At 66.0% G+C, this 24312-nt stretch carries 35 protein-coding genes; 22 read left to right on the top strand and 13 right to left on the bottom strand.

What is annotated here, in order from left to right:
* Nucleotides 1-5 precede the first annotated feature (5 nt).
* Entirely contained in the window at nucleotides 6-1283 is a 1278-nt protein-coding gene (gene xseA, locus ACP7AR_RS07395) for an exodeoxyribonuclease VII large subunit (RefSeq protein WP_426184248.1), read from the bottom strand.
* A gap of 149 nt (nucleotides 1284-1432) precedes the next feature.
* Here xseA and ACP7AR_RS07390 point away from each other — a divergent pair, with 149 nt between their 5' ends.
* Genes ACP7AR_RS07390 through ACP7AR_RS07380 form a run of 3 tightly spaced genes read left to right on the top strand, consistent with a single transcriptional unit; the run spans nucleotide 1433 to nucleotide 3573 of the window.
* Nucleotides 1433-2440, top strand: a complete 1008-nt coding sequence (locus ACP7AR_RS07390; protein WP_426184246.1) for a 4-hydroxy-3-methylbut-2-enyl diphosphate reductase — start codon at nucleotides 1433-1435, stop codon at nucleotides 2438-2440.
* 60 nt (nucleotides 2441-2500) lie between these two features.
* A complete protein-coding gene (locus ACP7AR_RS07385) occupies nucleotides 2501-3025 on the top strand; it encodes a DUF6264 family protein (protein WP_426184244.1) in 525 nt (174 codons plus the stop codon).
* Nucleotides 3022-3573, top strand: coding sequence for an MOSC domain-containing protein (locus tag ACP7AR_RS07380; RefSeq protein ID WP_426184242.1), 552 nt, complete (start codon nucleotides 3022-3024; stop codon nucleotides 3571-3573). Before ACP7AR_RS07385 ends, ACP7AR_RS07380 begins: the two co-directional genes overlap by 4 nt.
* Nucleotides 3574-3588: 15 nt before the next feature.
* Here the strand turns inward: ACP7AR_RS07380 and ACP7AR_RS07375 are convergent, their stop codons facing one another.
* On the bottom strand, nucleotides 3589-4077 hold the full coding sequence (locus tag ACP7AR_RS07375; protein ID WP_426184240.1) for a DUF2231 domain-containing protein: 489 nt from the start codon (nucleotides 4075-4077) through the stop codon (nucleotides 3589-3591).
* 83 nt (nucleotides 4078-4160) lie between these two features.
* On the opposite strand from ACP7AR_RS07375, the gene ACP7AR_RS07370 reads away from it, so the two are divergent.
* The 3 genes from ACP7AR_RS07370 (at nucleotide 4161) to ACP7AR_RS07360 (ending at nucleotide 5911) form a co-directional block, all read left to right on the top strand.
* A complete protein-coding gene (locus ACP7AR_RS07370) occupies nucleotides 4161-4667 on the top strand; it encodes a sigma-70 family RNA polymerase sigma factor (protein ID WP_426184238.1) in 507 nt (168 codons plus the stop codon).
* Nucleotides 4664-5356: an anti-sigma factor family protein gene (locus ACP7AR_RS07365; RefSeq protein ID WP_426184236.1), complete on the top strand. Its 693-nt coding sequence runs from the start codon at nucleotides 4664-4666 to the stop codon at nucleotides 5354-5356. The genes ACP7AR_RS07370 and ACP7AR_RS07365 overlap by 4 nt, the downstream gene beginning before the upstream one ends.
* 66 nt (nucleotides 5357-5422) lie before the next feature.
* Nucleotides 5423-5911 (top strand): COG4315 family predicted lipoprotein, encoded by a 489-nt coding sequence (locus tag ACP7AR_RS07360; RefSeq protein WP_426184234.1) that lies wholly within the window; start codon nucleotides 5423-5425, stop codon nucleotides 5909-5911.
* A gap of 19 nt (nucleotides 5912-5930) precedes the next feature.
* On the opposite strand, the gene ACP7AR_RS07355 is transcribed toward ACP7AR_RS07360, so the two are convergent.
* Together ACP7AR_RS07355 and fbaA are read right to left on the bottom strand one after the other, a co-directional pair.
* On the bottom strand, nucleotides 5931-6113 hold the full coding sequence (locus ACP7AR_RS07355; protein ID WP_426184232.1) for a DUF1918 domain-containing protein: 183 nt from the start codon (nucleotides 6111-6113) through the stop codon (nucleotides 5931-5933).
* Nucleotides 6114-6262: 149 nt separating this feature from the next.
* Nucleotides 6263-7291, bottom strand: a complete 1029-nt coding sequence (gene fbaA, locus ACP7AR_RS07350) for a class II fructose-bisphosphate aldolase (protein ID WP_426184230.1) — start codon at nucleotides 7289-7291, stop codon at nucleotides 6263-6265.
* Nucleotides 7292-7478: 187 nt separating this feature from the next.
* On the opposite strand from fbaA, the gene glpX reads away from it, so the two are divergent.
* Nucleotides 7479-8465 carry a class II fructose-bisphosphatase gene (glpX, locus tag ACP7AR_RS07345; RefSeq protein WP_259061370.1) on the top strand — a complete coding sequence of 329 codons (987 nt, stop codon included), beginning with the start codon at nucleotides 7479-7481 and terminating at the stop codon, nucleotides 8463-8465.
* 155 nt (nucleotides 8466-8620) lie between these two features.
* Nucleotides 8621-8911 carry a hypothetical protein gene (locus ACP7AR_RS07340; protein WP_426184228.1) on the top strand — a complete coding sequence of 97 codons (291 nt, stop codon included), beginning with the start codon at nucleotides 8621-8623 and terminating at the stop codon, nucleotides 8909-8911.
* Here the strand turns inward: ACP7AR_RS07340 and rmuC are convergent.
* The 3 genes from rmuC to ACP7AR_RS07325 form a co-directional block, all read right to left on the bottom strand.
* Nucleotides 8908-10203, bottom strand: a complete 1296-nt coding sequence (gene rmuC / locus ACP7AR_RS07335; protein ID WP_426184226.1) for a DNA recombination protein RmuC — start codon at nucleotides 10201-10203, stop codon at nucleotides 8908-8910. The genes ACP7AR_RS07340 and rmuC overlap by 4 nt on opposite strands.
* Before the next feature lie 65 nt (nucleotides 10204-10268).
* Entirely contained in the window at nucleotides 10269-10676 is a 408-nt protein-coding gene (locus ACP7AR_RS07330; RefSeq protein ID WP_426184224.1) for an ankyrin repeat domain-containing protein, read from the bottom strand.
* Nucleotides 10677-10714: 38 nt separating this feature from the next.
* Nucleotides 10715-11308 (bottom strand): 3'-5' exonuclease, encoded by a 594-nt coding sequence (locus ACP7AR_RS07325; RefSeq protein WP_426184222.1) that lies wholly within the window; start codon nucleotides 11306-11308, stop codon nucleotides 10715-10717.
* A 60-nt stretch (nucleotides 11309-11368) separates the two neighbouring features.
* Between ACP7AR_RS07325 and ACP7AR_RS07320 the strand changes: the two genes are divergently transcribed.
* The 3 genes from ACP7AR_RS07320 to ychF are packed head-to-tail and all read left to right on the top strand — an operon-like array spanning nucleotide 11369 to nucleotide 13918.
* The gene (locus ACP7AR_RS07320) at nucleotides 11369-12121 is read left to right on the top strand and encodes a class I SAM-dependent methyltransferase (protein ID WP_426184219.1); all 753 of its coding nucleotides are present in this window, start codon (nucleotides 11369-11371) and stop codon (nucleotides 12119-12121) included.
* A 39-nt stretch (nucleotides 12122-12160) separates the two neighbouring features.
* Entirely contained in the window at nucleotides 12161-12820 is a 660-nt protein-coding gene (locus ACP7AR_RS07315; RefSeq protein ID WP_426184217.1) for a Type 1 glutamine amidotransferase-like domain-containing protein, read from the top strand.
* A gap of 24 nt (nucleotides 12821-12844) precedes the next feature.
* A complete protein-coding gene (gene ychF, locus ACP7AR_RS07310) occupies nucleotides 12845-13918 on the top strand; it encodes a redox-regulated ATPase YchF (protein WP_426184214.1) in 1074 nt (357 codons plus the stop codon).
* Here the strand turns inward: ychF and ACP7AR_RS07305 are convergent.
* On the bottom strand, nucleotides 13908-14216 hold the full coding sequence (locus tag ACP7AR_RS07305; protein ID WP_426187680.1) for a GrpB family protein: 309 nt from the start codon (nucleotides 14214-14216) through the stop codon (nucleotides 13908-13910). The genes ychF and ACP7AR_RS07305 overlap by 11 nt on opposite strands.
* Nucleotides 14217-14239: 23 nt before the next feature.
* Here ACP7AR_RS07305 and ACP7AR_RS07300 point away from each other — a divergent pair, with 23 nt between their 5' ends.
* From ACP7AR_RS07300 to ACP7AR_RS07280, 5 genes are all read left to right on the top strand, one after another.
* Nucleotides 14240-14605 carry a DUF4440 domain-containing protein gene (locus ACP7AR_RS07300; protein WP_426184212.1) on the top strand — a complete coding sequence of 122 codons (366 nt, stop codon included), beginning with the start codon at nucleotides 14240-14242 and terminating at the stop codon, nucleotides 14603-14605.
* Nucleotides 14606-14831: 226 nt separating this feature from the next.
* A complete protein-coding gene (locus tag ACP7AR_RS07295) occupies nucleotides 14832-15185 on the top strand; it encodes a DUF1801 domain-containing protein (protein ID WP_426184210.1) in 354 nt (117 codons plus the stop codon).
* A gap of 266 nt (nucleotides 15186-15451) precedes the next feature.
* On the top strand, nucleotides 15452-15733 hold the full coding sequence (locus ACP7AR_RS07290; RefSeq protein ID WP_426184209.1) for a hypothetical protein: 282 nt from the start codon (nucleotides 15452-15454) through the stop codon (nucleotides 15731-15733).
* A 37-nt stretch (nucleotides 15734-15770) separates the two neighbouring features.
* Complete coding sequence (locus ACP7AR_RS07285) at nucleotides 15771-16316, top strand: hypothetical protein (RefSeq protein WP_426184207.1); 546 nt, start codon at nucleotides 15771-15773, stop codon at nucleotides 16314-16316.
* A 44-nt stretch (nucleotides 16317-16360) separates the two neighbouring features.
* Nucleotides 16361-16891 (top strand): putative immunity protein, encoded by a 531-nt coding sequence (locus ACP7AR_RS07280; protein WP_426184204.1) that lies wholly within the window; start codon nucleotides 16361-16363, stop codon nucleotides 16889-16891.
* A 73-nt stretch (nucleotides 16892-16964) separates the two neighbouring features.
* Here ACP7AR_RS07280 and ACP7AR_RS07275 read toward each other — a convergent pair whose 3' ends face one another.
* Entirely contained in the window at nucleotides 16965-17375 is a 411-nt protein-coding gene (locus ACP7AR_RS07275) for a VOC family protein (protein ID WP_426184201.1), read from the bottom strand.
* Between the two features lie 106 nt (nucleotides 17376-17481).
* Between ACP7AR_RS07275 and ACP7AR_RS07270 the strand changes: the two genes are divergently transcribed.
* A complete protein-coding gene (locus ACP7AR_RS07270) occupies nucleotides 17482-18468 on the top strand; it encodes a helix-turn-helix transcriptional regulator (protein ID WP_426184199.1) in 987 nt (328 codons plus the stop codon).
* 1 nt (nucleotide 18469) lies between these two features.
* Here ACP7AR_RS07270 and ACP7AR_RS07265 read toward each other — a convergent pair whose 3' ends face one another.
* Entirely contained in the window at nucleotides 18470-18904 is a 435-nt protein-coding gene (locus ACP7AR_RS07265; RefSeq protein WP_426184196.1) for a hypothetical protein, read from the bottom strand.
* Between the two features lie 212 nt (nucleotides 18905-19116).
* Here ACP7AR_RS07265 and ACP7AR_RS07260 point away from each other — a divergent pair, with 212 nt between their 5' ends.
* Nucleotides 19117-19698, top strand: a complete 582-nt coding sequence (locus ACP7AR_RS07260; RefSeq protein ID WP_426184194.1) for an alpha/beta fold hydrolase — start codon at nucleotides 19117-19119, stop codon at nucleotides 19696-19698.
* Nucleotides 19699-19735: 37 nt separating this feature from the next.
* Nucleotides 19736-20302 carry a HEAT repeat domain-containing protein gene (locus tag ACP7AR_RS07255; protein WP_426184192.1) on the top strand — a complete coding sequence of 189 codons (567 nt, stop codon included), beginning with the start codon at nucleotides 19736-19738 and terminating at the stop codon, nucleotides 20300-20302.
* 13 nt (nucleotides 20303-20315) lie between these two features.
* Here ACP7AR_RS07255 and arfB read toward each other — a convergent pair whose 3' ends face one another.
* Complete coding sequence (gene arfB, locus ACP7AR_RS07250) at nucleotides 20316-20759, bottom strand: alternative ribosome rescue aminoacyl-tRNA hydrolase ArfB (RefSeq protein WP_426184190.1); 444 nt, start codon at nucleotides 20757-20759, stop codon at nucleotides 20316-20318.
* Nucleotides 20760-20818: 59 nt separating this feature from the next.
* Between arfB and ACP7AR_RS07245 the strand changes: the two genes are divergently transcribed.
* Nucleotides 20819-22483, top strand: a complete 1665-nt coding sequence (locus ACP7AR_RS07245) for an ABC-F family ATP-binding cassette domain-containing protein (RefSeq protein ID WP_426184188.1) — start codon at nucleotides 20819-20821, stop codon at nucleotides 22481-22483.
* A gap of 4 nt (nucleotides 22484-22487) precedes the next feature.
* Here ACP7AR_RS07245 and ACP7AR_RS07240 read toward each other — a convergent pair whose 3' ends face one another.
* Nucleotides 22488-22829 carry a LysR family transcriptional regulator gene (locus ACP7AR_RS07240; RefSeq protein WP_426184186.1) on the bottom strand — a complete coding sequence of 114 codons (342 nt, stop codon included), beginning with the start codon at nucleotides 22827-22829 and terminating at the stop codon, nucleotides 22488-22490.
* A 244-nt stretch (nucleotides 22830-23073) separates the two neighbouring features.
* Here ACP7AR_RS07240 and ACP7AR_RS07235 point away from each other — a divergent pair, with 244 nt between their 5' ends.
* Together ACP7AR_RS07235 and ACP7AR_RS07230 are read left to right on the top strand one after the other, a co-directional pair.
* Complete coding sequence (locus ACP7AR_RS07235; protein WP_426184184.1) at nucleotides 23074-23268, top strand: hypothetical protein; 195 nt, start codon at nucleotides 23074-23076, stop codon at nucleotides 23266-23268.
* A 39-nt stretch (nucleotides 23269-23307) separates the two neighbouring features.
* Nucleotides 23308-23505, top strand: coding sequence for a hypothetical protein (locus ACP7AR_RS07230; RefSeq protein ID WP_426184182.1), 198 nt, complete (start codon nucleotides 23308-23310; stop codon nucleotides 23503-23505).
* 65 nt (nucleotides 23506-23570) lie between these two features.
* Here ACP7AR_RS07230 and ACP7AR_RS07225 read toward each other — a convergent pair whose 3' ends face one another.
* On the bottom strand, nucleotides 23571-24140 hold the full coding sequence (locus ACP7AR_RS07225) for a carboxymuconolactone decarboxylase family protein (RefSeq protein WP_426184180.1): 570 nt from the start codon (nucleotides 24138-24140) through the stop codon (nucleotides 23571-23573).
* Nucleotides 24141-24312 lie beyond the last annotated feature (172 nt).

The following is a 24312-nucleotide window of genomic DNA, read 5'->3' as shown; positions in this document are numbered from 1 at the left end:
GCGTGTCACTCCGTTTCCGCGATCTCGCCCTCCGAACGGGCGGCGAGCGATCCGCGGTCGACCGTGATCGTCAGCGCGGCGCCGGCCGGAGCGTCCGCCGCATCGCGCAGGATGACACCGCCGTCGAGGTGCGCGATCGCGTAGCCCCGCGCGAGCGTCGCGGCCGGCGAGAGGGCGCGCAGTGATGCACGCAGCTCGGTGGTCTTGCGCGCTGCCATGTCGAGGCGCCGTGTGATGGTGTCGCGTCCGCGCGACACCTGCAACCAGATCTCCTGCGCGCGTGCGTCGATGATCGGATCGGGGGAGCGCAGCACCGGACGCGAGCGCACCTGCTCGAGCTGCTGGATGTCGTGCGAGATGCGCTGCGTGAGCCGGGTGGTCGCGCGTGAGCGCAGCTGGCCGATCAGCGCGCGCTGCTCGCCGACGTCGGGCACCACACGTTTCGCAGCATCCGTCGGCGTCGAGGCGCGGAGGTCTGCGACGTCATCGAGAAGCGGGTGGTCGTTCTCGTGTCCGATCGCGGAGACGATCGGAGTGGATGCCGCGGCCACCGCCCGCACGAGGCGCTCATCGCTGAAGCCGAGCAGGGTCTGCGGGTCGCCTCCGCCTCGGGCGATGATGATGACGTCGACTTCGGGGTCGGCGTCGAGCTTCGCCAGGGCAGCCAGCGTCTCCGGCACGCAGCGATCGCCCTGCACCGCGGCGTATTCGGTGCGAAAGCGCACCTGTGGCCAGCGCAGCTCCGAGTTGCGGTGCACATCCTTCTCAGCATCCGATCTCTCGCCCGTGATGAGACCGATCACGTGGGGCAGGAAAGGCAGCGACTTCTTGCGCGACGAATCGAACAGGCCCTCCTGGCGCAGCTGCGCTCGCAGCTTCTCGAGGCGTTCGAGCTGGTCTCCGAGTCCGACGTGCTTCATGGACGACACCGTGAAGCTGAAGTCGCCTGCCTTGACGAAGTAGTCGGCCTTCACCGCCGCGACGACGTGATCGCCGATGCCGAGATCGGCGGGGATGCGCCCACGAACGCTCGACCAGAGGCGGATCGAGATCTGCGCATCGGACTGGGTGTCCTTCAGTCGACCGAAGACATTGCCGCCGCGCACGTTCCAGGAGGTGATCTCGCCCTCGACCCAGACGACGTTCCATCGGGCGATGAAGTCGCGGATCGTGCCGTTCAGGCGGGCGACCGAGGTCGGAGCATCCGCCGTCGAGTCCCGCGGTGCCACGGCATCCGCCGGTGGCGTCTCGCCCTTCGCCGGTGTCGCTTCGAAGACCGTCATCTGGCCCCTTCCGTGCTTGCGCGTCTGAGCGTCCGTCCAGGCCCGTCATGACGGTTCGAAGGTAGGATCGGAGGGTGAGTCAGACCACGGTACATCTTCCCCTTCCCCGCATCCCACGATCGCGGGCGGCGCGGCTTCAGAATAACCCGGTGGACGGACACAAGCGGGTGCTGCTCGCCGCACCACGTGGCTATTGCGCCGGCGTCGACCGTGCTGTCGTCGCTGTCGAGAAGGCACTCGAGCGCTACGGCGCCCCTGTCTACGTGCGCAAGCAGATCGTGCACAACATCCACGTCGTCACGGAGCTCGAGGAGAAGGGCGCGATCTTCGTCGAAGAGGTCGACGAGGTGCCGACCGGCGCGCACGTCGTGTTCAGCGCGCACGGTGTCTCTCCCGCGGTCGTGAACGCGGCATCCGATCGAGGACTGCAAGCGATCGATGCGACCTGCCCGCTGGTGACCAAGGTGCACCGAGAGGCCGTGCGCTTCGCCCGCGACGATTTCGAGATCCTGCTCATCGGCCACGAAGGACATGAAGAGGTCGAGGGCACGGCGGGCGAGGCCCCCGAGCATGTCACGATCGTGAATTCTCCCGCGGAGGCGGACACCGTCCAGGTCAAGGACCCGTCGAAGGTCGTCTGGCTGTCGCAGACCACCCTCTCGGTCGACGAGACCATGGAGACCGTCAACCGGCTGCGACTGCGTTTCCCCGAGCTGCAGAATCCGCCGTCCGACGACATCTGCTACGCGACCCAGAACCGTCAGGTCGCGATCAAGAAGGTCGCCGTCGATGCCGAACTGGTGATCGTCGTCGGGTCGTCGAACTCGTCGAACAGCGTGCGGCTCGTGGAGGTGGCCCTCGAGTACGGAGCGAAGGCTGCATACCGGGTCGACTACGCCGACGAGATCAAGCAGGAATGGCTTGACGGCGTCGCCACCGTCGGCGTGACGAGCGGAGCTTCCGTACCGGAGGTCCTCGTGCGGGAAGTGCTCGAGACCCTCGCTGCCGCCGGTTACGGCGACGTGGAGGAGATCCGCACCGCCGAAGAGGATCTGATGTTCTCGCTCCCCAAGGAGCTCCGCCAGGATTCCTCCGGGCAGCGCGACGCCCGCGCGCTCGGTGGTCGTGCAGCTGCTGCGGCTGACGCGACGCGGTGAATCGACGGGAGCCGACTGTTTCTGCGATCGGTTCGAAGTCGGGCCGGTTAGCATGACGGGATGACCGATCAGCGGCCCCAGTACGGCGAGTATGCGACCCCGGACGAACAACGACGTCTGGCCGGCCACCCGCCGCTGGATGCTGCGCCGGTCGCCGCGACGGTGATCGAACAACCGGCGCCTGCCGGTCCCGCCCGATCGGTCGCCAAGCCACGGCCGTGGGATCGGATCATCACGGTCGCGTTGCTTGCCTACGGCCTCGTCAACGTCGTCATGACGGGGTTGGCGTATCTCGATCTGCCGAACGTCATGAACGAGAGCATGAGGATCCTCGGCGTCGACGGTGAGTTCACCAACTTCGCGCAGGGCAGGCTGTGGGGCACGACAGCCGCCGTACTCCTCGTCGTGGGATGGGCCATCACCGCCTGGCTCTCGCTCCGACGCCTGCGCACCGGAAAGCTCACCTGGTGGGTTCCCCTCGTCGGTGCGGCCGCGACCATGCTCATCGTCTCGATCTGCATCATGGTGCCGATGCTGGGCGACCCGGCATTCATCGCCTACGTCGACGGGATGGCGGGTCGTTGAGCGCGAGCGTTCTCGCCGTCTGCGTGGTGCACAAGCTGCGACCTGACTCCGGCCCCGTCGGCACCACCGCGATAGACAAGCGTCCTGTCTCCGGCTCCGTCCGTGTCGGCGCGTACGGGGTGTACGCCGATGTGCAGGCGGACCGCAGGAATCATGGCGGGCTCGACCAGGCGGTGTACGCGTATTCGCAGGACGATGCCGCCTATTGGGCCGATGCGCTCGGTCGGGAACTGCCGCCGGGCTGGTTCGGCGAGAACCTGCGCGTGGACGGCATGGACCTGGGCGCGGCCAAGGTCGGCGAGCGATGGCGGATCGGCGACAAGGTGATCGTCGAGGTGACCACGTCGCGGCATCCGTGTCAGACATTCGCACGTTGGGTCGGGGGCGAGGATGAGCGCGGCTGGGTCAAGCGCTTCTCCCAGGCGGGCAGGCTCGGTGCCTATCTGCGCGTCGTCACGACGGGCCGCATCGAGGCCGGCGACGAGATCACCGTTCTGGAGCGTCCTGACGATGCGCCGACGATCCTCGAGGTGTATCGAGCCCGGTGAGCGCTCGCGTTCAACTCACCCCCACACAGCGCGGGCTCCGGAGTCACCGATCAGCACGACGATGACCGTCACCGCGACGCTCACCCCCACAGCGAGCACGCCGATCGCGAGGCCCACGACGCGAGCCAGCGAGGGGCGTTCCTCGACTACACGGGGCCGCCCGAAGCGGTACCAGCCCCACTGAGCGGCAGCGACCGCGAAGAGGACGATCGCCCAGGGCAGCAGCATCCGCCCCCACGATTCATGACGCTCGACGGCCGGCAGCGGGCCGACCACGGCCTTCAGGCTCTCCCCGGCGGCGACCGTGATCGGCACGAGGATCAGCACGACGAGCGCGGCGAACGGCGTCACGATGCCGAGGCGTCGCCGCGCGGTCGGCCAGAGCGTGCCCAGCACGAGCGCGAGCGCAGTGAGGGGCGCCCGGACCACGACCAGGTGGACGATGAGCGGGTGCAGGGGGAGCCCGCCGATCTCGAGGGCTCCGGCCAAGGGCAGGGAGTTCATACTGGGAGAACGACAGGAACCGGCACCCGGTTCACCTGAACCTTCCGACCCTCCACCACGTGTTGTCAGGGGAGGTGCAGCAGATGGCACTCGATGAGGCCGAACGGCTCACCGCGCTCTATGACGCGCACGCAGGGCCGGTCTGGAGGTATGTGGTGCATCTCACGGGTGACCGCGCCGGCGCCGACGACATCGTGCAGGAGACGCTGCTGCGTGCCTGGCGAAGCCCGCGCATCCTCGAACAGGAGACGTCCACCACGCGGTCGTGGATGTTCACCGTTGCGCGGCACCTCGTGATCGATGAAGCGCGCAGTGCGCGAAAGCGCCACGAGTTCCCTGCGCCTGATGCGCCTGAGCGCGTGGTGGACGACGCCACAGATGCGTTGTTCGAGGCGATCCTCATCGAGGATGCACTGGCCACCCTCACGCATGATCACCGTGTGGTCATCATGCGTGCGTACTTCGGCGGTTGCACTGTCGCCGAGATCGCGGCAGAACTCGATGTCCCAGAGGGAACAGTGAAGTCGCGCCTTCACTACGGCATCCGGTCACTGCGACTCGCTCTGCAGGAGAAGGGAGTGACGCGATGAACGCGGATCACGCACAATTCGCCGAATGGGATGCGGCGTACGTGTTGGGCGCGCTGAATTCGGCGGACCGGCGCCTCTTCGAGGCGCATCTGGAGGACTGCGAGGCGTGCGGTCGTTCGGTCGCAGAGCTGGCGCCGGTGATCGGCCTGCTCGGACGCGTCGAGCGAGGGCATGCGGAGTCCTATCTCACGGAGACGCCCGCCGGGCCCGACCCGTCTCGACGCATCGAGCTCGCCACGATCGCGACAGCGGATCGGGTGCGTCGCCTCCGCACGCGATGGTGGACGGGCGCGGCAGTCGCGGCCGCGGCCGCGGTGGTCGCGGTCGTGCTCGCCGTGACTTTGCCGCTCGGACAGTCACCGCAGGACGTCACTGTCGTCACGATGCAGGCCACATCGGAAGTGCCGTTGGAAGCGAGCGCGGAACTCACAGAGGTCGGCTGGGGCACGCGCATCGATCTCGAATGCGTCTACGGCGGATCGGCCGGGGGAGGCGATGGCTGGCCGTACGCGCTGTACGTGATCGGCAGCGACGGTGTTGAGGAGGCCGTCTCCAGCTGGCGTGCGCGCCCAGGGACGACGGCTCGGCTCAGCGCGGGTACGGCGCTGGATCTCGGAGGGATCGAGACACTGGAGATCCGCGCCGTCGGATCGGGGCAGGTGCTGATGCGCGTCGAAGTCTCCGGTTGAACCCTTCTCGCGCCGACGTCGTTTCCCCGGTGACCGCAGTTGCGATCGCAGAGGAAGGGACGATCCATGTTCAAGAAGATCGGCAGGGCCGCTGCGATGGCCGCCCTGCTCACGGTGGCATTGTCAGGCTGTGCAGGCGGCGCGTCCGACCCGGATTCGCCGGCGGAAGAGCCGAACGATGGGTACGGCATGGCGATCGAGGGTGCTCAGCTCATGGTCGCGGACTCCACGCTCGGCGAGATCGTGGTCGACGCCGAGGGGATGACCGTCTACATGTTCGACAGCGACACGCAGGGCGCAGGGGAGAGCACCTGTGAGGGGCAGTGCGCGACGAACTGGCCGGCGGTGACCACAGAAGGCGACCCGGTGGCGGGCGACGGAGTGACCGGTGAACTCGGCACGATCACCGGCGTCGACGGCTCCACCCAGGTCACGCTCAACGGCTGGCCCCTGTACTACTTCGCTGCTGACGCTGAGGCCGGAGACGTCTCGGGTCAGGCGGTGAACGACGTGTGGTGGGTGCTGTCACCGGATGGGGAGCGGATGGCGGAGTGAGGCGCGGGGCGCTTTCGACTCAGGCCTCCGAGACGTGCGCGTCGGGTCCGGGATACACGGTGCCTTCATGGCCGTCGTCCCACCGCACCAGATAGGGCGGGGAGCCGTCCTCGCCATGGACCTCGAGGATCTCACCTTCGCGCCTGTGCGCCGTGTCCGTGCGCCCTTCGACGATCAACCGGTCACCGGATTTCGCGTGCATGACCATCACACCCTTCCCTCGTGGATCGGATGCTTCAACGATGCTCCTCGCGGCGCGCAGTCGCAAGGACTTGCGCCAGGGCGGGCGTCCAGGCAATGAGAATGCCTCGACCCGAAACCGGGCCGAGGCATTCTCATGCGAACGGAGTGTCAGCTCTTGGACTGGCCGTGTGAGCCGAGCTGGCGGGTCGACTCGACCACGCGAGCGGCCATCGCCGACTCGGCGACCTTGCCCCAGGCGCGGGGGTCGTACAGCTTCTTGTTGCCGACCTCGCCGTCGACCTTCAGGACGCCGTCGTAGTTCTTGAACATGTAGTCGGCGATCGCACGCGTGTACGCGTACTGCGTGTCGGTGTCGATGTTCATCTTGATGACGCCGTTGGCGACCGCGAGCGCGATCTCGTCATCGGTCGAGCCGGAACCGCCGTGGAAGACGAGGTCGAGCGGCTTCGCACCGGTGTTGTACTTCGCGGCGACCTGCTCCTGGATCTCGCCCAGCAGTTCCGGGCGCAGCTTCACGCCACCCGGCTTGTAGACGCCGTGGACGTTGCCGAAGGTGAGGGCGGCGATGTAGCGGCCCTGCTCGCCGAGACCGAGTGCCTGGACGGCCTGGTCGACATCCGCGAAGGTCGTGTAGAGGGCATCGTTCGAGCCCTCGTGCTGCACGCCGTCCTCCTCGCCGCCGACGACACCGATCTCGACCTCGAGGATCGCGTTGATGTTCTTCATGCGGGGGAGCAGGTCCTTCGCGATCTCGATGTTCTCAGCGAGGGGAACAGCCGATCCGTCCCACATGTGCGACTGGAAGATCGGGTTGCGCCCGGCCTTGACCTCTTCTTCAGAGGCGGCGATCAGAGGCTCGACGAAGCCGGCGAGGGCGTCCTTCGGGCAGTGGTCGGTGTGCAGGGCCACCGTGACCGGGTAGTTCTTGGCGACCTCGGTGGCGTACCGCGCGAACGCGAGAGCGCCGGTGGCGCGCGCCTTGACCGTGTGGCCGGCGAAGTAGTCGGCGCCACCTGTGGTGACCTGGATGATGCCGTCGGAACCGGCCTCGGTCAGCCCCTGGAGGACGGAGTTGATGGTCTGCGAGCTGGAGACGTTGAACGCGGGATACGCGAAGCCACCGGCCTTCGCGCGGTCGAGCATTTCTGCGTACTGATCCGGAGTGGCGACGGGCATGAGGAACTCCTGCGATAGATGAAGCCGGGACAGCTTTCACTCTATCGGTGCAGGCGAGCGGATGCCGCGGGCTCCGGCGCCCGCACCCACCCAGCACTCTTCACCACGGTTAAGAAACGCAATTCCTTCGCGTGAATTCGCGTGAAACACCAGCGGTTCCGAGCAGGCTGCTGGCTAGGCTGACCACATGGTGAGTCTGACGGCCGATATGAGCCCTTTGCGTCCTGATCGAAACCTCGCGCTGGAACTGGTTCGTGCGACCGAGGCCGCCTCGATCCGCGCGGTGCCGTTCATCGGCCGCGGCGACAAGGAAGCCGCGGACGGAGCGGCGGTCGACGCCATGCGCGCATTCCTCGGCACCGTGAACTTCCAGGGGCGGGTCGTCATCGGCGAAGGTGAGAAGGACAACGCCCCGATGCTGTTCAACGGCGAGACCGTCGGTGCCGGTCGAGGCCCGGAGTGCGACATCGCCGTCGATCCGATCGACGGCACCTCGCTGACGGCAGCTGGTCGTCAGAACGCTCTCTCTGTCATCGCGGTCTCCGATCGGGACACCATGCTGGACGCTTCGAGCGTCTTCTACATGGACAAACTCGTCACAGGTCCCGCCGGTGTCGGTGTCGTCGACATCCGGCTGCCCATCGGTGAGAACATCCGTCTGCTCTCCAAAGCTCTCGGTAAGCCGGTCGACGAGATCGTCGTATCGGTGCTGAACCGTCCGCGTCACGAGAAGCTCATCGAAGAGATCCGTGCGGCCGGTGCCGGTACGCGTCTGATGAGCGACGGCGATGTCGCCGGCGGCATCAACGCCGCCCGTCATGGTGCGCGCACCGACATGTGCGTCGGCGTCGGAGGCAGCCCGGAAGGCATCGTGACGGCATGCGCGATCAAGGCGCTCGGCGGGCACATCCAGGGGCGGCTGTGGCCGCGTGACGACGATGAGCGTCAGCGCGGCATCGACGCGGGGCTGCAGATGGATTACGTCTACGAAGCCGATGAGCTCGTGAAGGGCGACAACACGATCTTCGTCGCCACGGGTGTGACCGACGGTCAGCTGGTCGCCGGCGTTCGACGCGAGGGGAACTACGTCTACACGGAATCGGTCGTGCTGCGTGGCGCCTCAGGCACCCTCCGTCGCATCGCCTCGGAGCACCTCGTCTCCAAGTGGCTCTAAGGATCGAAGGCCCACTTCTCCCTTTCGCACTGCGCTGATCGTTACCGACCCGGTATGCCGCATGGAGCGTGTATCCGGTCTTACTCAGTCTTTGCTGGCACAATAGGTCCTGGGTTCGTCGCCGTCATATTCACGACGGCATCCAGGAGGGTGAGATGACCAAGGAGCAGACGCGGGACGCGAAGTCACGGGCGACAGCTATGGTCACCACGAATACCGGTCGCATCCTTCGGATCACTCCAGAGGACGAAGCCGCCCGCGTCGCCGCGGCAGCAGCCGCGACAGTCCCCGCTGCCAACGTGGATCCTGCGCGGCGTGCCGATGTGCTCTTCCGCGTGCGCCGGCCCGAGGGTCATGAGCTCAGTTCGTGGTGGATGATCGGTGCCTTCGTCGTGACCTCCGGCCTGGTGATCGCCCTGCTCAGCTGGGTTCCCTACAGCGCCTAGCGTTCGTCCATGCGCTCGCGTACGGCGTCGAGGTCGGCCTGGAGTCCTTCGAGTTGCGCGCTCTCCATCCGTGCGGTGCGTTCGACCGGTTCAGCACCCTCGATCAGCTCGGGTGCGGTGAACCGGCGGGGCGACGTCGTGATCGGCTGCGGCGCTGCCTCCAGTGCCGAGGCGTCGATTCCTGGGAACTGACGAGCCGTGACCAGCACGCGGGTCTCGAGTGAACCGGCGAAGCGGTTGTAGCTCTCCACCGTGCGCTCGAGTGCGCGCCTCATGTCATCGGCATGCCCGGCGAGAACCCCGAGCCGGTCGAAGAGCTGCGTGCCGAGGTTGAGCAGTGTTCGCGCCTCGGTCGAGACCTCCTGCTGCGTCCAGGTGAACGCGACCGTCTTCAACACGGCCCACAGGTTCACCGGAGAGGCGAGCGCGACACGCTTGCCGAACGCGTAGTCGAGCAGCGTCGGGTCCTCGTCGATTGCGGCAGCGAGCAATGATTCGCTCGGCAGGAAGCAGATCACGAACTCCGGACTGGCGTCGAGTCCCGACCAGTACGCCTTCTTCGCGAGTGCGTCGATGTGCGCGCGGACGGCCTTGACATGCTTCTGCATGAACTGGCGGCGCTGCGCCTCCTGGGCATCGCCGCCCGTCAGCGCGCTCGCCTCGAGGTACGCGTCGAGCGGCACTTTCGCATCCACTGCGATCGAGGTTCCCCCCGCGAGGCGGATGACCATGTCCGGGCGACCCTGGCCACGATCAGACGAGATGGTGGATTGCAGATCGAAGTCGACGTGCCGGGTGAGGCCCGCGGCCTCTACGACGCGTCGCAGCTGCGTCTCGCCCCACACCCCACGTGTGGACGTCGAACGCAGCGCTCCCGCGAGAGACTCTGTCGTCGCGCGCAGCGCTTCGTCGGACTCCTGCGCTCGGCGCAGCTGCTCGGCGAGAGAGCCGAACTGCGCATGCCGCTCCTGCTCGAGTGATGCCACCTTGCTCTGCATCTGCTGCAGCGACTCACGCACGGGAGCGAGGGCGGTCAAGACGGCATTCTGCTGCTGCACTCGCTGCGCTTCGGCGCGCTGCTCGGTGCGGGCGTGTTCCACCGCGTCGCGATACAGGTCGTACTGCCGGTCGCGATCATCGCGGGCGGCAGTGAGTTCGGCCTGCATGCGAGCGAGCTCTGTGGCGTTGCTGGCGTGCTTGGTGGCATCGCGCACCGCGCGGGCGAACCAGCCCACGGCGAGGCCGGCCGCAAGGGCGGCGACGGCGATGAGAGCGATCAGCGGAGCATCCATGCATCCAGAGTGCACCCGGCCACGGACATCGGCCGGATGCCGCTCCGCTCAGGGATTGGGCCAGATCAGCGGTTCGCGTACTCGTCGAGAATCGCGCGCATCTCGGGGAGTGCGAACTGCTCGGTGATGGCGACGGCCGAGAGCGGCCCGGCATCAGGATCGGCGCCGGCATCGAGCAGCATTCGCAGCAAGGTCTCGTTCTTGCGGAACACCGCGCAGGAGATCGCCGTCTGGCCCGACGCGTTCAAGGCGTCCAGATCAGCTCCGCGTCGCACGAGATCCGCCACCGTGTGCTCCTGCTCGGCATATGTCGCCACGATCAGCACGGTGTCACCGCGCGGATTGCGTACGTCGATCGGCACCCCGGCGTCGATCATCTCGCCCAGCGGGCCCGTGCGTCCCTCGCGGGCGAGGTCGAAGGTGCCCTCGATGACATCGAGACTGACGGGGGAGTCGCCGGTGGGATTCGTCATGCACTCATTGTGCCCTGACGCAGGTGCGCTGTGATGAATCAGGCGACAGCCCGCTCGAGGACGCGTACCGGAGCGTCCACCACGCGCAGGCTCAGCGCACGCGCGAGTTCGTCGACATCTGCGGCTCCCGCCCGTACGGCGGCATCGATGACGATCTGGGCACAGGCGCGAGCATCCGCCAGCGCGTCATGATGCGAGAACTCGGCGAATCCGGCGGCCGCTGCGGCCATCGGCAGGCGATACGAATCGAGGTCGTAGATCTTGCGCGCCACCTGCAGGCTGCACAGCGAACGATACGGCGGGCACTCGAGTCCCGTGACCTCGGATGCGCTGCGCAGCACCTTCGTGTCGAAGCCGGCATTGTGCGCGACGAGGACGTCGGCGCCTGCGAACGAGCACAGTCGGTCGAACTGCTCTTCCCAGCTCGCGGCGTCGCGTACATCCTCAGGGTGGATGCCGTGGATCTTGATGTTCCAATGCTGGAACTCATCGTGCCCTGCCGGAGGGCGGATCAGCCAGCCGGCGGTGGCGACGACCTTGCCGTCGCGAACGCGGACGAGTCCGACGGAGCATGCTGAGGCGGGGCTGGAATTCGCCGTCTCGAAGTCGATTGCGGTGAAGTCCAATGGCACCCTTTTACCTTCTCCCCGTACCCGAGTGCATTCCCGCAGACTCGCCGTAGGCTGGCACACATGAACGATGCGCGGGCGACTTCCTTCGGTGCGGCGGCCGATCACTACGAGGCGGCCAGACCGGAATATCCGTTCGAGGCCGTGGCGTGGATGCTCGAGAACCTGCCGCACGGATCGTGCCGGATCGCCGATGTCGGCGCTGGCACGGGCAAGCTCACGCGGGTGCTCATCTCGGCCCCGGATGCCGAGGTCGTAGCGATCGACCCCGACCCCGCGATGCTCGCGAAGCTGCGCGAGAGCGTCCCCGGTGTGCCGACATTCACGGGTACCGCCGAGCACCTGCCGCTGCCCGATTCGGCCCTCGACGCTGTGGTGCTCGGCCAGGCATGGCACTGGGTCGATCCGGTTCCGGCGTCCGCCGAGATCGGTCGCGTCGTGCGCCCCGGCGGAACGCTCGGACTGATCTGGAACATCCGCGACGAGAGTGAAGAGTGGGTTCGCCGCCTGACCGAGATCATGCACTCGAGCTCCGCGGAGAACATGGTGAACGGTCCGACGTCTCGGGGACCGCAGATCGCGGGCCCGTTCGGTCGGATCGAAGTCGAGCGCTGGGAGTGGGTGCGGCCGATGACCCGCGAGCAGGTGCACCGCATGGCCGATTCGCGCAGTCATCTCATCACGGCCTCCGATGCGGAGCGACACGGCATCCATGACGATATGGACACCCTGTTCGACACGATCGGCATGTACGGCGACGCGACGATCGACCTGCCCTATGTGACGACGGCTTTCCGAGCCGTGCGCGCCGACTGAGGCTGTTATTCGGGCCCCGTACGGTCGTACGCTGAGGAAATGAGACTCCTGCTCACCTCTGGAGGAGTGACGAACTCCAGCATCCGCGAGGCCCTGGTCGAGCTACTCGGCAAACCCATCGAGGCGTCATCAGCGCTGTACATCCCGACGGCTCAATACGGGCATCCGATGTGCACGCCGGATGTCACCCTTCGCTCGCTTGCAGGACCGCAGTCGATGACCGCCCTCGGCTGGGAGTCGGTCGGTCTTCTCGAGCTCACGGCGCTGCCATCGATGGAGGGGGAGCGATGGATCCTGTGGGTGGAATCGGTCGATGCCCTGCTCGTCGACGGCGGTGATGCGACCTATCTGGCGCATTGGATACGCCGATCGGGGCTGCTGGCTCTGTTCCCTCGTCTTGAGCGGACCGTGTGGGTGGGGGTCAGCGCGGGAAGCATGGTGATGACACCCCGCATCGGCGAGCAGTTCGAGCAGTGGAAGTCGCCCGAGCCGGGTGAGGGAGTGCTCGGCGTCGTGGACTTCTCGATCTTCCCCCACCTGGACTACCCGACGTTCCCCGAGAACACTCTTGCGCATGCCGAGCAGTGGGCTGAGCGCATCGAAGCACCCGCATACGCGATCGACGACCAGAGCGCCGTTCGCGTCGTCGGCACGGACGTGGATGTGATCTCCGAAGGGCAGTGGAAGCGGCTGAAGTAGCGACCGCCGGTAGACTCGTATCCCGTGGCTCTAACTATCGGGATCGTGGGCTTGCCCAACGTCGGCAAGTCGACTCTTTTCAACGCCCTCACCAAGAATGACGTGCTCGCGGCGAACTATCCGTTCGCGACGATCGAGCCGAACGTCGGTGTGGTGAACCTGCCCGATTCGCGACTCAACGTGCTCTCCGAGATCTTCGGCAGCGAGCGCATCCTCCCGGCAGCCGTGTCGTTTGTCGACATCGCCGGAATCGTACGCGGCGCGAGTGAAGGTGAGGGGCTGGGCAACCAGTTCCTCGCGAACATCCGTGAGGCGGACGCCATCGCTCAGGTCGTCCGCGGCTTCGCCGATGACGATGTCGTGCACGTCGAGGGCGCGATCAACCCCAAGGGCGACCTGGAGACGATCAACGCCGAGCTCATGCTCGCCGATCTGCAGACCGTCGAGAAGGCGATCCCGCGAATCGAGAAGGAAGTACGAGGCAAGAAGGCCGACCCCTCCGTTCTGGAAGCGGCGAACGCCGCGAAGGACGCTCTGGAACGCGGCATCCTGCTCTCGGTGAGCGGCCTCGACCTCGCCCCGATCAAAGAACTCGGTCTGCTCACCTCGAAGCCTGTCATCTTCGTCTTCAACGTCGACGAGGCGGTGCTGACGGATGCTGCGCGCAAGGCTGAGCTCGAGGCACTGGTCGCGCCGGCCAAGGCGATCTTCCTCGACGCGAAGATCGAGTCGGAGCTCATCGATCTCGACCCTGAGGACGCCGCAGAGCTCCTCGCATCCACCGGCCAGGACGAGTCCGGCCTCGATCAGCTCGCACGCATCGGCTTCGACACTCTGGGCCTGCAGACGTATCTGACCGCCGGTCCGAAAGAATCCCGAGCCTGGACGATCCCCAAGGGGTCGAAGGCGCCGCAGGCTGCGGGCGTCATCCACACCGACTTCGAGAAGGGCTTCATCAAGGCCGAGGTCATCTCGTTCGACGACCTCGTCGCTACGGGCTCAGTCGCGGAAGCGCGCGCGAAGGGCAAGGCCCGCCTCGAGGGCAAGGACTATGTCATGCAGGACGGCGACGTGGTGGAGTTCCGCTTCAACAACTGAGGTAGTCGGGCAGGCTGAGCGCTTCGGTCGCGGACGCGGTGTGCCGCCCGATTCCCCTTCGATCGTCCGAGTAGGCGAGTAGCCTGCCCTTGTCCGAGGCAAGTTCCGTCGCGTGGCCATAGGCCTTCGCAGCATCGGGATGGGATCGAAGAAAGTCGCGGAACACGAGGTTGTCGCTCCACAGCGATGAAGACGAATCGATGAAGTGGATGTTGGTGGCGGGAGGAGATCTGCGAGTCAGATAGCGCCGACCCGCCGAGATCTCGCCGTGGTGATCACTCCCAGCGGTTCGATTCAGACGAACTGTGCGACGATGGCGCGATGTGCCAGTGCGACACGCAGTTCTTTGTCAATCTTGAATCCAAGGTCTGGGCCGCACAGGTCAACGGTGATGCCGGCGCCGATCGTGAATTGCTGTCGGGTGACTTCGTCGGGCTGTATCCGACGGGATTTGCCACAAGGGACGATCATGTTGACCAGCTTTCCGACGGGCCGGTGATTGGGTCGTATGCCATCACCCAAGCGCGACTGATCGTCGTGTCAGCGACTGCGGTGATGCTCTCTTATCGCGCCGACTATCAGCGGCCCGAAAGCTCCGTGCGAGAGGCGATGTTCGTGAGTTCGCTGTGGGTCAACGTCGACGGCCGCTGGCGAAACACGTTCAGCCAGGACACGCCCGCGAGTTGAGCCGTCATTGAGAGCTTGGCTTATGACAAGCACGGGTGCAATCCGTCTTCGCATCGGTTAACCTGATCGCGGTGGTACGCCACCGACTGCGCTTCCACGTGGCGATCCACGTGAATCATCGCGGAGAGGCCTGAGCAGATCAGGACATGTCCGGATGGGGTGCGGCGCACAGATGCGCCGACTTCATTGCGCCGATGCCATGCACCGGCGGACGAGAGGACAAGACATGTCATCGAAGGACGAGAAGAACCTGGCGCAGGTACTCGACAAGATCTCGAAGATGGACGAGCCGAGGCGCTCGGTCATGCATCGCGCGCATGACGTCATCGTGGCTGCAGCACCCGACCTGAAGCCGCGGATCTGGTACGGAATGCCCGCCTACGCGATGTCTGCGAGCACGCCCGCGCTAGTGACATTGCGTAACGACGAACGGTTGAACCTCGCGCTCACCGAAAAGGTGGCTTTCCGAGCCGCAGGCGGCGCTGACGGGAACCTGATGCCGGCCGCGTGGTACTTCGAGACTGTGGACGAGAGCACGGAGAAGCGCATCGCAGAGATCGTTCGCTCAGTGCTCGACTGAACGTCGAGTTGACTCGCTCCCAGGCTCATCCCCTCCGGCAGCAGCACGCTCTTCATCGTCAACCAGCTCGGCGGGTCGTTCGGCGTCGCGTTCCTGACCATCCTCATCGGCGGACCCACGTGGACCACGGTGGCGGGCACCGTGCCGCTCTGGGGCCCGGTTGCCGCGACGCTTGCGATCGCGGTCGCCGCGAGGGTAGACGCCGATGAACCGCGAGGGTAGACGCCGACGGATCTGAGGTGTGAGCGACTGTTAGCATCCAGAGCATGCCGACCACAGCCGAATCACTCGCGACGATCCGTGACGCCGTCGAGCGATTGCGCGTCGCCGCGCGGCAGGACGGCGACGGACGGCGCGCGGATGCCGCCGACTGGCTCGACGGGTTGTTCGACGGAGTCGAGAGCCAGAGGGATCTGAAGATCGCGGTCAAAGAGTCGAACCTTCTCTTTCGCGGCGGAATGGGATCGTTCCAGGACGTGGGCACCGACGCGATGCACAAGGCCGTCGAACGATTGCGAAAAGTGCTTCGTGCACCGTGGCTCTGGTGAGCCCGTCGTGCACGCTGATGCAGATTGAGGTACACGGATGATACGGATCGCTGACGGCTTCGCGATCCTGCGCGCACTCGATGGTGTCGAGGGCCGACCGATCGAGTGGGCTGAGCTCGGTACGCCGGTCATCGATCGCGGTGCGCATGCGATCTTCCCGATCGCGGTAGCTTCGGTGCAAGATGCGGCGTCGAGCGGTCTGCAGGAGATGCGGCGAAGGCTCGAGATGGACTTGGTTCACTTCTACGGCGGTGACGGGTTCCATGCCGAGATGCTCCTCGATCTCGACGCAGGTTACGGGCGGAGGCTCGTTGAAACGTCGGTGCTCGTGCGAGCGCCGAGGTATTGGTGGGGGATCGGCCGGTTCGCCGTCGTACTCGTGCAGTCAGTCGAGCAACGGCGGGAGTTCGAGACGCTCGCGCTTCACATCATCCCGAAGGACTGGGTCTGGTATTCGCCGATCACTCCGACCACGAAGCGAGCGGCATCCCACTTGCGACGGGTCATCCGCGAACAGGAGACGATCGGCGGAGTCGCCGACGTCGTCTGGTCATGGCCCTCAGGGACTGGTGCACAGGGATGACGCACGCCTACTCTCAACCCGCTCCGATGTGACACGATCTGTTCGTGGCATCGATCCAGACCCTCAGCGATTCAGACCGACGAGTGATTGCGCGTTGGGCACTTGCCTGCGCAGAGCGGGTTCTGCCGCTGTTCGACGCCGATGACTCGGCGCGGGCTGAGATCAGGGATGCCGTCGAGCGAACGCGTGCGTACAGCGCCGGAGAGAGTACGGCAGCCGATGAGATCAGCAAGCGCCTCGTGGCCGTCAAAGCGGCTAATGCCGCGACCACTCCGGCCGGTGCCGCAGCGGCCAGAGCGGTGGCGCAATCTTCGGCCGTAGCGCACATGGGTGCTCACGCGCTGGGTGCTGCCGCGTATGCGACGAAGGCGGTCTCCTTGGCGAATGCGGATCGACCGACAGCGGTTCACGACGAGATTCAGTGGCAATTGGCCGATCTGAGCGAACGAGAGCGATCAACGCTGCGGCTGCTTCCCGCGTTGGGCAGCGATTCGTCGGGGCCGCTCGGCGCCGGTCTCCTCTCACGCGGCATCCTGGGATCGACGATCCGTGAGATCCAGGAGCAACTCGGTTAGGAGCTCCGCCACGACGTTGGATACTGCACCGCGCGATCGTAAGGGCGCCCAGTACACCTGGGCGCCCTGCAGGTCAGTCGTGCGCCGCCACCGCGAATCGGGTGCGGGCCGACTCGCTGACCGGAGTGAAGAAGTTGATCAGGTTTCCGTCGGGGTCCCGAGCGAGGAGCGAGCGGTTCCCCCAGGGCATGACGGTCGGCTCATTCACGAACACTTCGATCACGTCCTGAAGCGCGCTGTAGGTTTCGTCGAAGTCGTCTACCAAGAAGTCCAAGGTGACGCCTCGATTGGCACGCGCTTCGGCGGCATCGTCGCCGATCAAGGGGACCGTGGCAGTGCTGGCGATAGCCAGCGTGCCGGATACGGTGCGTAGCTCGGCGAACATCGGGTGAAGCCGTTCAGCGGTGATCCCGGTGACTGCCTCGTAGAACGCGACGAGTCCGTCGACGTCGTCCGTGATGATGCGAGTGGCTGCCAGTTGCATTTCTTCTCCTCGTGTTGCGGATGCGGACCACGAATCTGGTCACGGAAGCGACGGTAGAAGAGATACCGGGCGAAACCTGCCCGGTATGTGAGTGATGATGGGTGTCATGGCCGACACGACAGCGCGATCGTTGCGACTGCTCGAGCTGTTGCAGTCCGCCGAGTTGCGCACGGTTTCGGAGCTCGCCCAACGACTCGGCGTCGATGAGCGGACCATTCGCAGAGATGTGACGCGACTGCACGATCTGGGAGTACCCGTTGAGGCGCTGCGAGGGCGCTACGGCGGTTATCGGCTCGCCCCCGGCCAGCGCGTGCTGCCACTGATGTTCAGCAATGAGGAAGTGGTCGCGGTCTTTCTCGGGCTCGCCCGTGCGCAGGCGGATTCGCACGCGTCCGAGATCGCCGCGCAGACCGCGCTGGCGAAGATCAAACGAGCGCTACCGGCTGCTGACGCGAGAAGGATCGACGCCCTGCTCGGGGTGATGACGCGTACGACGCCGCCCGGAACGGTGGCTCCCGACCCTGGCGTGATGTTGACTCTCGCCGAGGCCGTCGGCCTTCGACGGGTACTCGATCTCCGTTACCTCAGCGGCCGGGGAGTGCCTTCGAAGCGCACGATCCATCCGTACGGGCTGATCGCGCACGCAGACCGGTGGTATCTCGTCGCGTTCGACACGGACAAACATGAGGAACGCACGTTCCGCGTGGATCGCATTCGGACGGCTCGGGTAGTGCCTGGGGAATTCGAGTCACCGCAGCAACCCGACGCGGCACGCCGACTCCTCGACCTCTTCGCCGAAGCGGACTACCGGTGGCAGGTGGTGCTGCGCATTCGAGATACCGAGGAGCGCATCCGGGTGCATCTGCCGCCCAGCGTGGCTCGACTCGAAAGGCTGGACCATGGAGCGGATCATCCGAGCGAAGACGCCCAGACTTGGCATCGTGCCGAGATCCATGCCGAGTGTCTCGACTGGCTGCCGGCCGTCATCGCCGCTCTCGGCTGCGAGGTGCTGATCGATCATCCCGAGGAGCTGCGCAGCCGGGTGAGGACTACTGCCACGCGGATGCTGCATGCGGCCGGCGATGGCCGATGAATCAGCCCGCTGCCTTGCGAATGTGGTCGGCGATCGTCTTCTCGGTCTCCGGCGTCAGCTTGAGCAGGGCGAACGAGGTCACCCACAGGTCGCCGTCATCGAGTTGCGCCGACTCCTCGAAACCGAGGGTCGCGTAGCGCGTGGTGAATTTGGATGCGGCTTTGAAGAAGACCACGATCTTCCCTTCCGCGTCGGCGTAGGAGGGGAAGCCGTACCAGGTCTTCGGGATCAGGTGCGGGGCCACTTCGCGCACGATTCGGTCGATGCCTCCCGCAAGCGCACGGTCGTCATCCGGCATCGCGGCGATGGCCTCGCGGACCGCCTTCTCGCCCGCAGCGCGAGACTTTCCGGCCTTCTCCTGTGCGCGCACTTCGGCGGCACGCTGCTTGACGGCGTCGCGTTCGTCTTTCGACAGTCCGGCGGTCTTCTCAGCCATGTCGGGCACCTCTCTCGATTGCGGTGCCGTGTGCACCTGTGACCAAGTTACGACTCGGCGCGTGCTCGCGCTTCTCGATTCCTGATCGATCACCGAGGCTGTGGCAACGACGCCCGCACGGCAATGTGGTGAGCTTCGGACAGTATCGTGGATGTCAGCGACGAATTCGGCCCCGGCCAGCCGCCACACCAGCACCAAAGGGAAAGAGCACAATGACGCAGCAGAGCATTCTTGAGCAGGACGGCCGTGCGGTCCCGTACATCGTGGAAGGCGAAGGACCGGTTTCGCTGGTGCTCATCTCGGGCCGCGAGCTCAACGGCGACGGCCTCGGAGTTGTCGCGCACTATCTTGCCGAAGAGGCCGGCTTCCACGTCGTGCGAATCGGACCCAGGGCCGACTCGAGCGGCCAGGATCGTGCGACGACGCTGCACGATCGCGTCGAGGATGCTGCACTGGTGATCGACCACCTCGGACTCGATCACACCTGGATCGGCGGCCACGCACTCGGCGGCACTGCCGCACGCATCTTCGCCGCACAGCACACCGACCGGGTCAACGGGCTGCTGCTGCTCGGCGTCGAGGAGGACGAGATCGCGCTGGCCCCGGCGATTCCGGTGCTCATCGTGCAGGCGACGGACGACCAGGTCACGCCGTCTGCCACTGCCGAGGCTCTGCGATCCACTGCCCCAGAGCGTGCGAGCATCAAGACCGTCGACGGAGCTGATCACCTGTTCCCGGCGACGCACCCGATCGAGACCGCCGTCATCATCGAGGAGTACCTCGACTGGGATTGAGGATCGCATCGTCGCGTGTCCCGCCTATGGTTGAGGGGTGTCCCGAAACTCTCCTGCATCCCCGGCCCCCGTTCCCGTCGAGCTTCCCCTTGAGCGTCGTCTGGCGGTAGCCGTCGAACGGTACGGTGAGCAGGCTGTCGTGTCGCGCTCCCTCTCGCTGCTCGCCGGCAACAACGAGGGTGCGGACTTCCTGCTGTTCGTCGGCGGAGAGCACGCGCGGGGCATCATCGACGGCGCTCCGGTGCTGTACTGGCCCGAGCTCTGGGGCGCACGTGCGCTGCTGCACGTCTGGGATGAATCCGTCGTGGACGGATCTGCGGCATCGCTTCTGATCAGTACCCTCAACAACCCCGCATGGCGGGTGCGCGAGATGGGTGCCAGGCTCGCCGCTGCACGCGAGCTCGATGCCGCATCCGAACTCGCCGATCTGCTCAGCGACGAGGTTCCCCGCGTTCGCACCGCCGCGGTCAGGGCGTTGGGCGCCATCGGATCCGCCGACGACATCGACCCCATCCGGGCGCTGCTCAAAGACCCAGAGGTCGAAGTCCGTCGCGGGGCGCAGCAGAGCCTCGACAAGTTGCGATCACGGCTTCCGAAGAGCTGAGAGCGACTCGCTGCTAGTCCTGGCCGGTGGGACGTCTGCGGCCCGCCTTCGTCTCGGAGCGCCGATGCTTCTCGTCCAATCGGCGACGCCGTGAGCCGTGTGTCGGCTTGGTGGAGCGACGGATGCTGGGCGGCATGACAGCTTCGCGGATGAGCGTGGCCAGCCGTTCTCTCGCTGCAACCCGGTTCTGCCGCTGAGACCGGTGCTCGGCCGCGCTGATCGTGATCACCGTGCCGGCCAGTCTCGCGGCGAGTCGTTCGATCACGCGGGCACGCTGCACCTCGCTCAACGCAGTCGTCGCGGCGAGATCGAGACTGAGCTGCACGCGCGAATCCGCGGTGTTGACGCCCTGCCCGCCGGGTCCCGAGGAGCGCGAGAACTGCTCGATCAGCTCGCTCGCCGCGATGGTGAGTCCGCGGGGAGCGCCCGGTCCTGGAGGCACGCGCAGATCATCCACTCCACCAGTGTGCCAAAGCGTGGTGGGCGATGCTCTGCCGCCGGTGGCAGGATTGAATGATGACCGCAACCCTCGTGGCTCGAGGCGTCGCCGGCGGCTATGGCCACCGCACGCTCTTCGACGAACTCGACCTGACGGTCGCACCCGGTGACGTCGTCGGCGTCGTCGGAGCGAACGGCGCCGGAAAATCCACGCTGCTGCGGCTGCTCGCCGGCATCGATGAACCGCAGGCCGGCTCCATCACGCTGGCGCCGGCCGATGCGTTCGTCGGCTGGTTGCCGCAGGAGCACGAACGTGTCGCAGGAGAGAGCGTGCTCGGCTATATCGGCCGCCGAACCGGCTGCGATTCCGCGACGAAGGACATGGATGCCGCGGCCGCGGCCCTCGGCGACCCGTCGCTCGCGTCTTCCGATGTGGACCCCGCCGATGCCTACTCGTCTGCGCTGGAAAGATGGCTCGCGAGTGGCGCAGCCGACCTCGACGAGCGCATTCCCGCCGTGCTCGCAGACCTCGGCCTCGTGTTCGAAGGCGCGCGTCCCGACGATGTGCTCATGACCTCGTTGTCCGGTGGCCAGGCTGCTCGGGTCGGTTTGGCGGCCCTTCTCCTCTCGCGCTTCGACATCGCGCTGCTGGACGAGCCGACCAACGATCTCGACCTCGACGGGCTGGAGAGGCTCGAGGGGTTCGTTCGTGGACTGCGTGGCGGAGTCGTACTCGTCAGCCACGACCGCGAGTTCCTCGCCCGCAGTGTGACGCGCGTGCTGGAACTCGACCTCGCGCAGAACTCCAACCGGGTCTACGGCGGCGGCTACGACTCGTATCTGGAGGAGCGCGCCACGATCCGCCGTCATGCGCGCGAGAAATACGACGAGTTCGCCGACAAGAAGGCGGATCTCGTCTCCCGCGCCCGCGTGCAACGCGAGTGGTCGAGCCAGGGCGTGCGCAACGCGATGAAGAAATCGCCCGACAACGACAAGATCAGACGTAAGGCGTCCGTCGAATCCAGTGAGAAGCAGGCGCAGAAGGTGCGCCAGATGGAGAGTCGGATCGCTCAGCTCGATGAGGTGGAGGAGCCGCGAAAGGAATGGCAGCTCGAGTTCACCATCGGGTCGGCGCCACGCTCGAGCTCCGTGGTTTCGACGCTCAGCAACGCCGTCCTCAGGCAGGGGGCGTTCACTCTGGGCCCGGTTTCGCTGCAGGTGAATGCCGGGGAGCGCATCGGTATCACCGGCCCCAACGGTGCGGGAAAGACGACGTTGTTGCGCGCGCTGCTCGGGCAGCAGTCTCCGGATGAGGGCACGGCGAGCCTCGGAGCCAGCATCCGGATCGGGGAGATAGATCAGGCGCGCTCGTTGCTGACCGGCGCACAACCTCTCGCTGTGGCGTTCGAGGCGCTCGTGCCTGAGATGGCCTCCGGAGAAGTGCGCACGTTGCTGGCCAAGTTCGGGCTCAAAGCCGATCATGTCGATCGCCCTGTCGACGAACTCTCGCCCGGTGAGCGCACTCGGGCTGCGCTCGCGCTGCTGCAGGCGCGAGGAATCAACCTGCTCGTGCTCGACGAGCCGACCAATCACCTCGATCTGCCCGCGATCGAACAGCTGGAGCAAGCGCTCGATTCGTACCGCGGGACGTTGCTGCTGGTCACACACGATCGACGGATGCTCGACACTGTGCACACTGATCGGCGCTGGCGCGTCGAGGCCGGCCAGGTCGTGGAGCTGTGAGCTCTCAGCGTCCCTGACGCTTCTTGTACGGCTTCGGCTGACCCTTCACGACGGGGGCTCGACCCTTGCCCTTTGACGCCTTCGCCTTGCCACCCGCCTTCACCGGCTTCTTCGTCTCGGCGGGCGCTGCAGCGACCTGCTTCTGCGCATCGGGAAGCAGCAGCAGGCCGACGGCCGTCAGACGCGTCTCGCCATCGCGGGTGAAGAGGGGCTGGCCGACTTCTTCCTCGAGTTTGTCGATCGATGAGTAGAGCGAAGCGAGGGGGATGCCGAGAGTCTGAGCAGCTCGCGGGAAGTGCAGCTCCTCGGCGACGGCGACGAAACGTCGAAGCAGGGTGATGTTCACGGGAGCCTTCCTGGTCCGCGTGAATCGCGGCCGGTATTCAGCGTACGCGTGCGGGCTCCCGCGGCGCGGCGCCGTGCAGCAGAGTGTCGATGATGCGTGCCGCGAGAAAGTCGGCGTCGCCTGGCTCATCCGAGTCCGCATGCAGTGACTCGCCCAACAGTGCGTAGTAGACCCGCTGGGTCCAGCGCAGGTCGGCATCCTGATCGATCAGTCCCGCAGCCCGGGCCCGTGTGAGGCTGGAACGATGAGCGAAGAGGCCCTGAACGCAACCGTGAACGCATGCCGCGCCCTGATCGAGAACAGGTTCCCGGGAGAAGCACGCGGAGCGGCTGCTGTGCTGCTCGAAGACCGGACGATCCTCACTGGCACAAGCCCGGACTTCCTCAATTCCAGCACGACCGTCTGTCACGAGGTCGAGCCGTACTGCGCTGCCTTCTGACTGGACCAACCGATCATCGCCTCCGTCTGCCTGCACCGGATGGAGGAAGGGCACTTCATCGTGCTCAGCCCCTGCGGCGTGTGCCGTGAGCGACTCGCAGGCCACGGGCCTGACGTGCAGGTCGCTGTCGCAACTCCGGGCGAGCCGTCGACGCTGCAGTGGATCTCCCTGCGTGAAGCGCTGCCGCACTACTGGCTCACGGCGCTCCCTGAGGAAGTATCGGATTGGGTCGCGTGAACGCAGGACGGAAGCGCTCAACGAGATGCGCTGCTCCGCGAAGTGACTGAGCGCAGGTCTCCCTGTCAGCGTGACGTCGTCAGTGCAGCGGCCGTCGTCGGATCCACACCAGGCACGACGTCGATGGGGACAGCGAGGGCGAGCAGTGCACGACTGAAGAAGTTTCGGGCTGCTGCGGCGAGCGTGATGTCGACGATCTGGCGGTCTGTGAAGCCGACGTCGCGCAGAGCTTGGGAATCCGCATCCGTCATCGATGCAGCATCCGCTGACAACTGCTCTGCGAAACGAACGACCGCTCGCTCCTGCTCGCTGAATGCGGAATCGTCGTGGCGTGCGAATGCGCGAAGCCCGTCGTCGTCGAGCACTCCGGCACGAAGAGCCTTGCGCCCGTGAGCGAGAAGACAGTGCGATGAGCCGATGGCGCGCGCCGCACCCAGTGTCGCGGCCTCATAGACGCCGATGCCTATCGACGGGACGACGGCCTTGATCAGGCGCTCGAAGGCCTCGTGCGCCTCCGGATTGATCGCCATGACCTGCGTATGCGAGAAGACGAAGCCGTCATCCTGCGTGTCGCTGTCGTACATGGTCGCGGCGTGCCCTGTGACCTCTTCGGCGGAGGGTGGAATGACGATCATGATGCGTTCCTCTCCATCTGGCCGTCCTGGCCGGATGGACGCACGCTACTCCCTCGTACGTCGGGAGAGAAGGGGATCCGAGCCCGGGGACGAAGCAGGGGTGGGGTGGCGCGGCCTCCCCCCCCGGTGTTTGTCGGCGCCCGGCCGGCGGGGTGGGGGCGGGTCGTGTAGC

The organism is Microbacterium sp. TWP3-1-2b2 (genome assembly GCF_049896145.1).
In the GTDB taxonomy this organism is placed as follows: Bacteria; Actinomycetota; Actinomycetes; order Actinomycetales; family Microbacteriaceae; genus Microbacterium.
The sequence above is the reverse complement of the archived record's forward strand: the minus strand, read 5'-3'. Positions and strand labels throughout refer to the sequence as shown.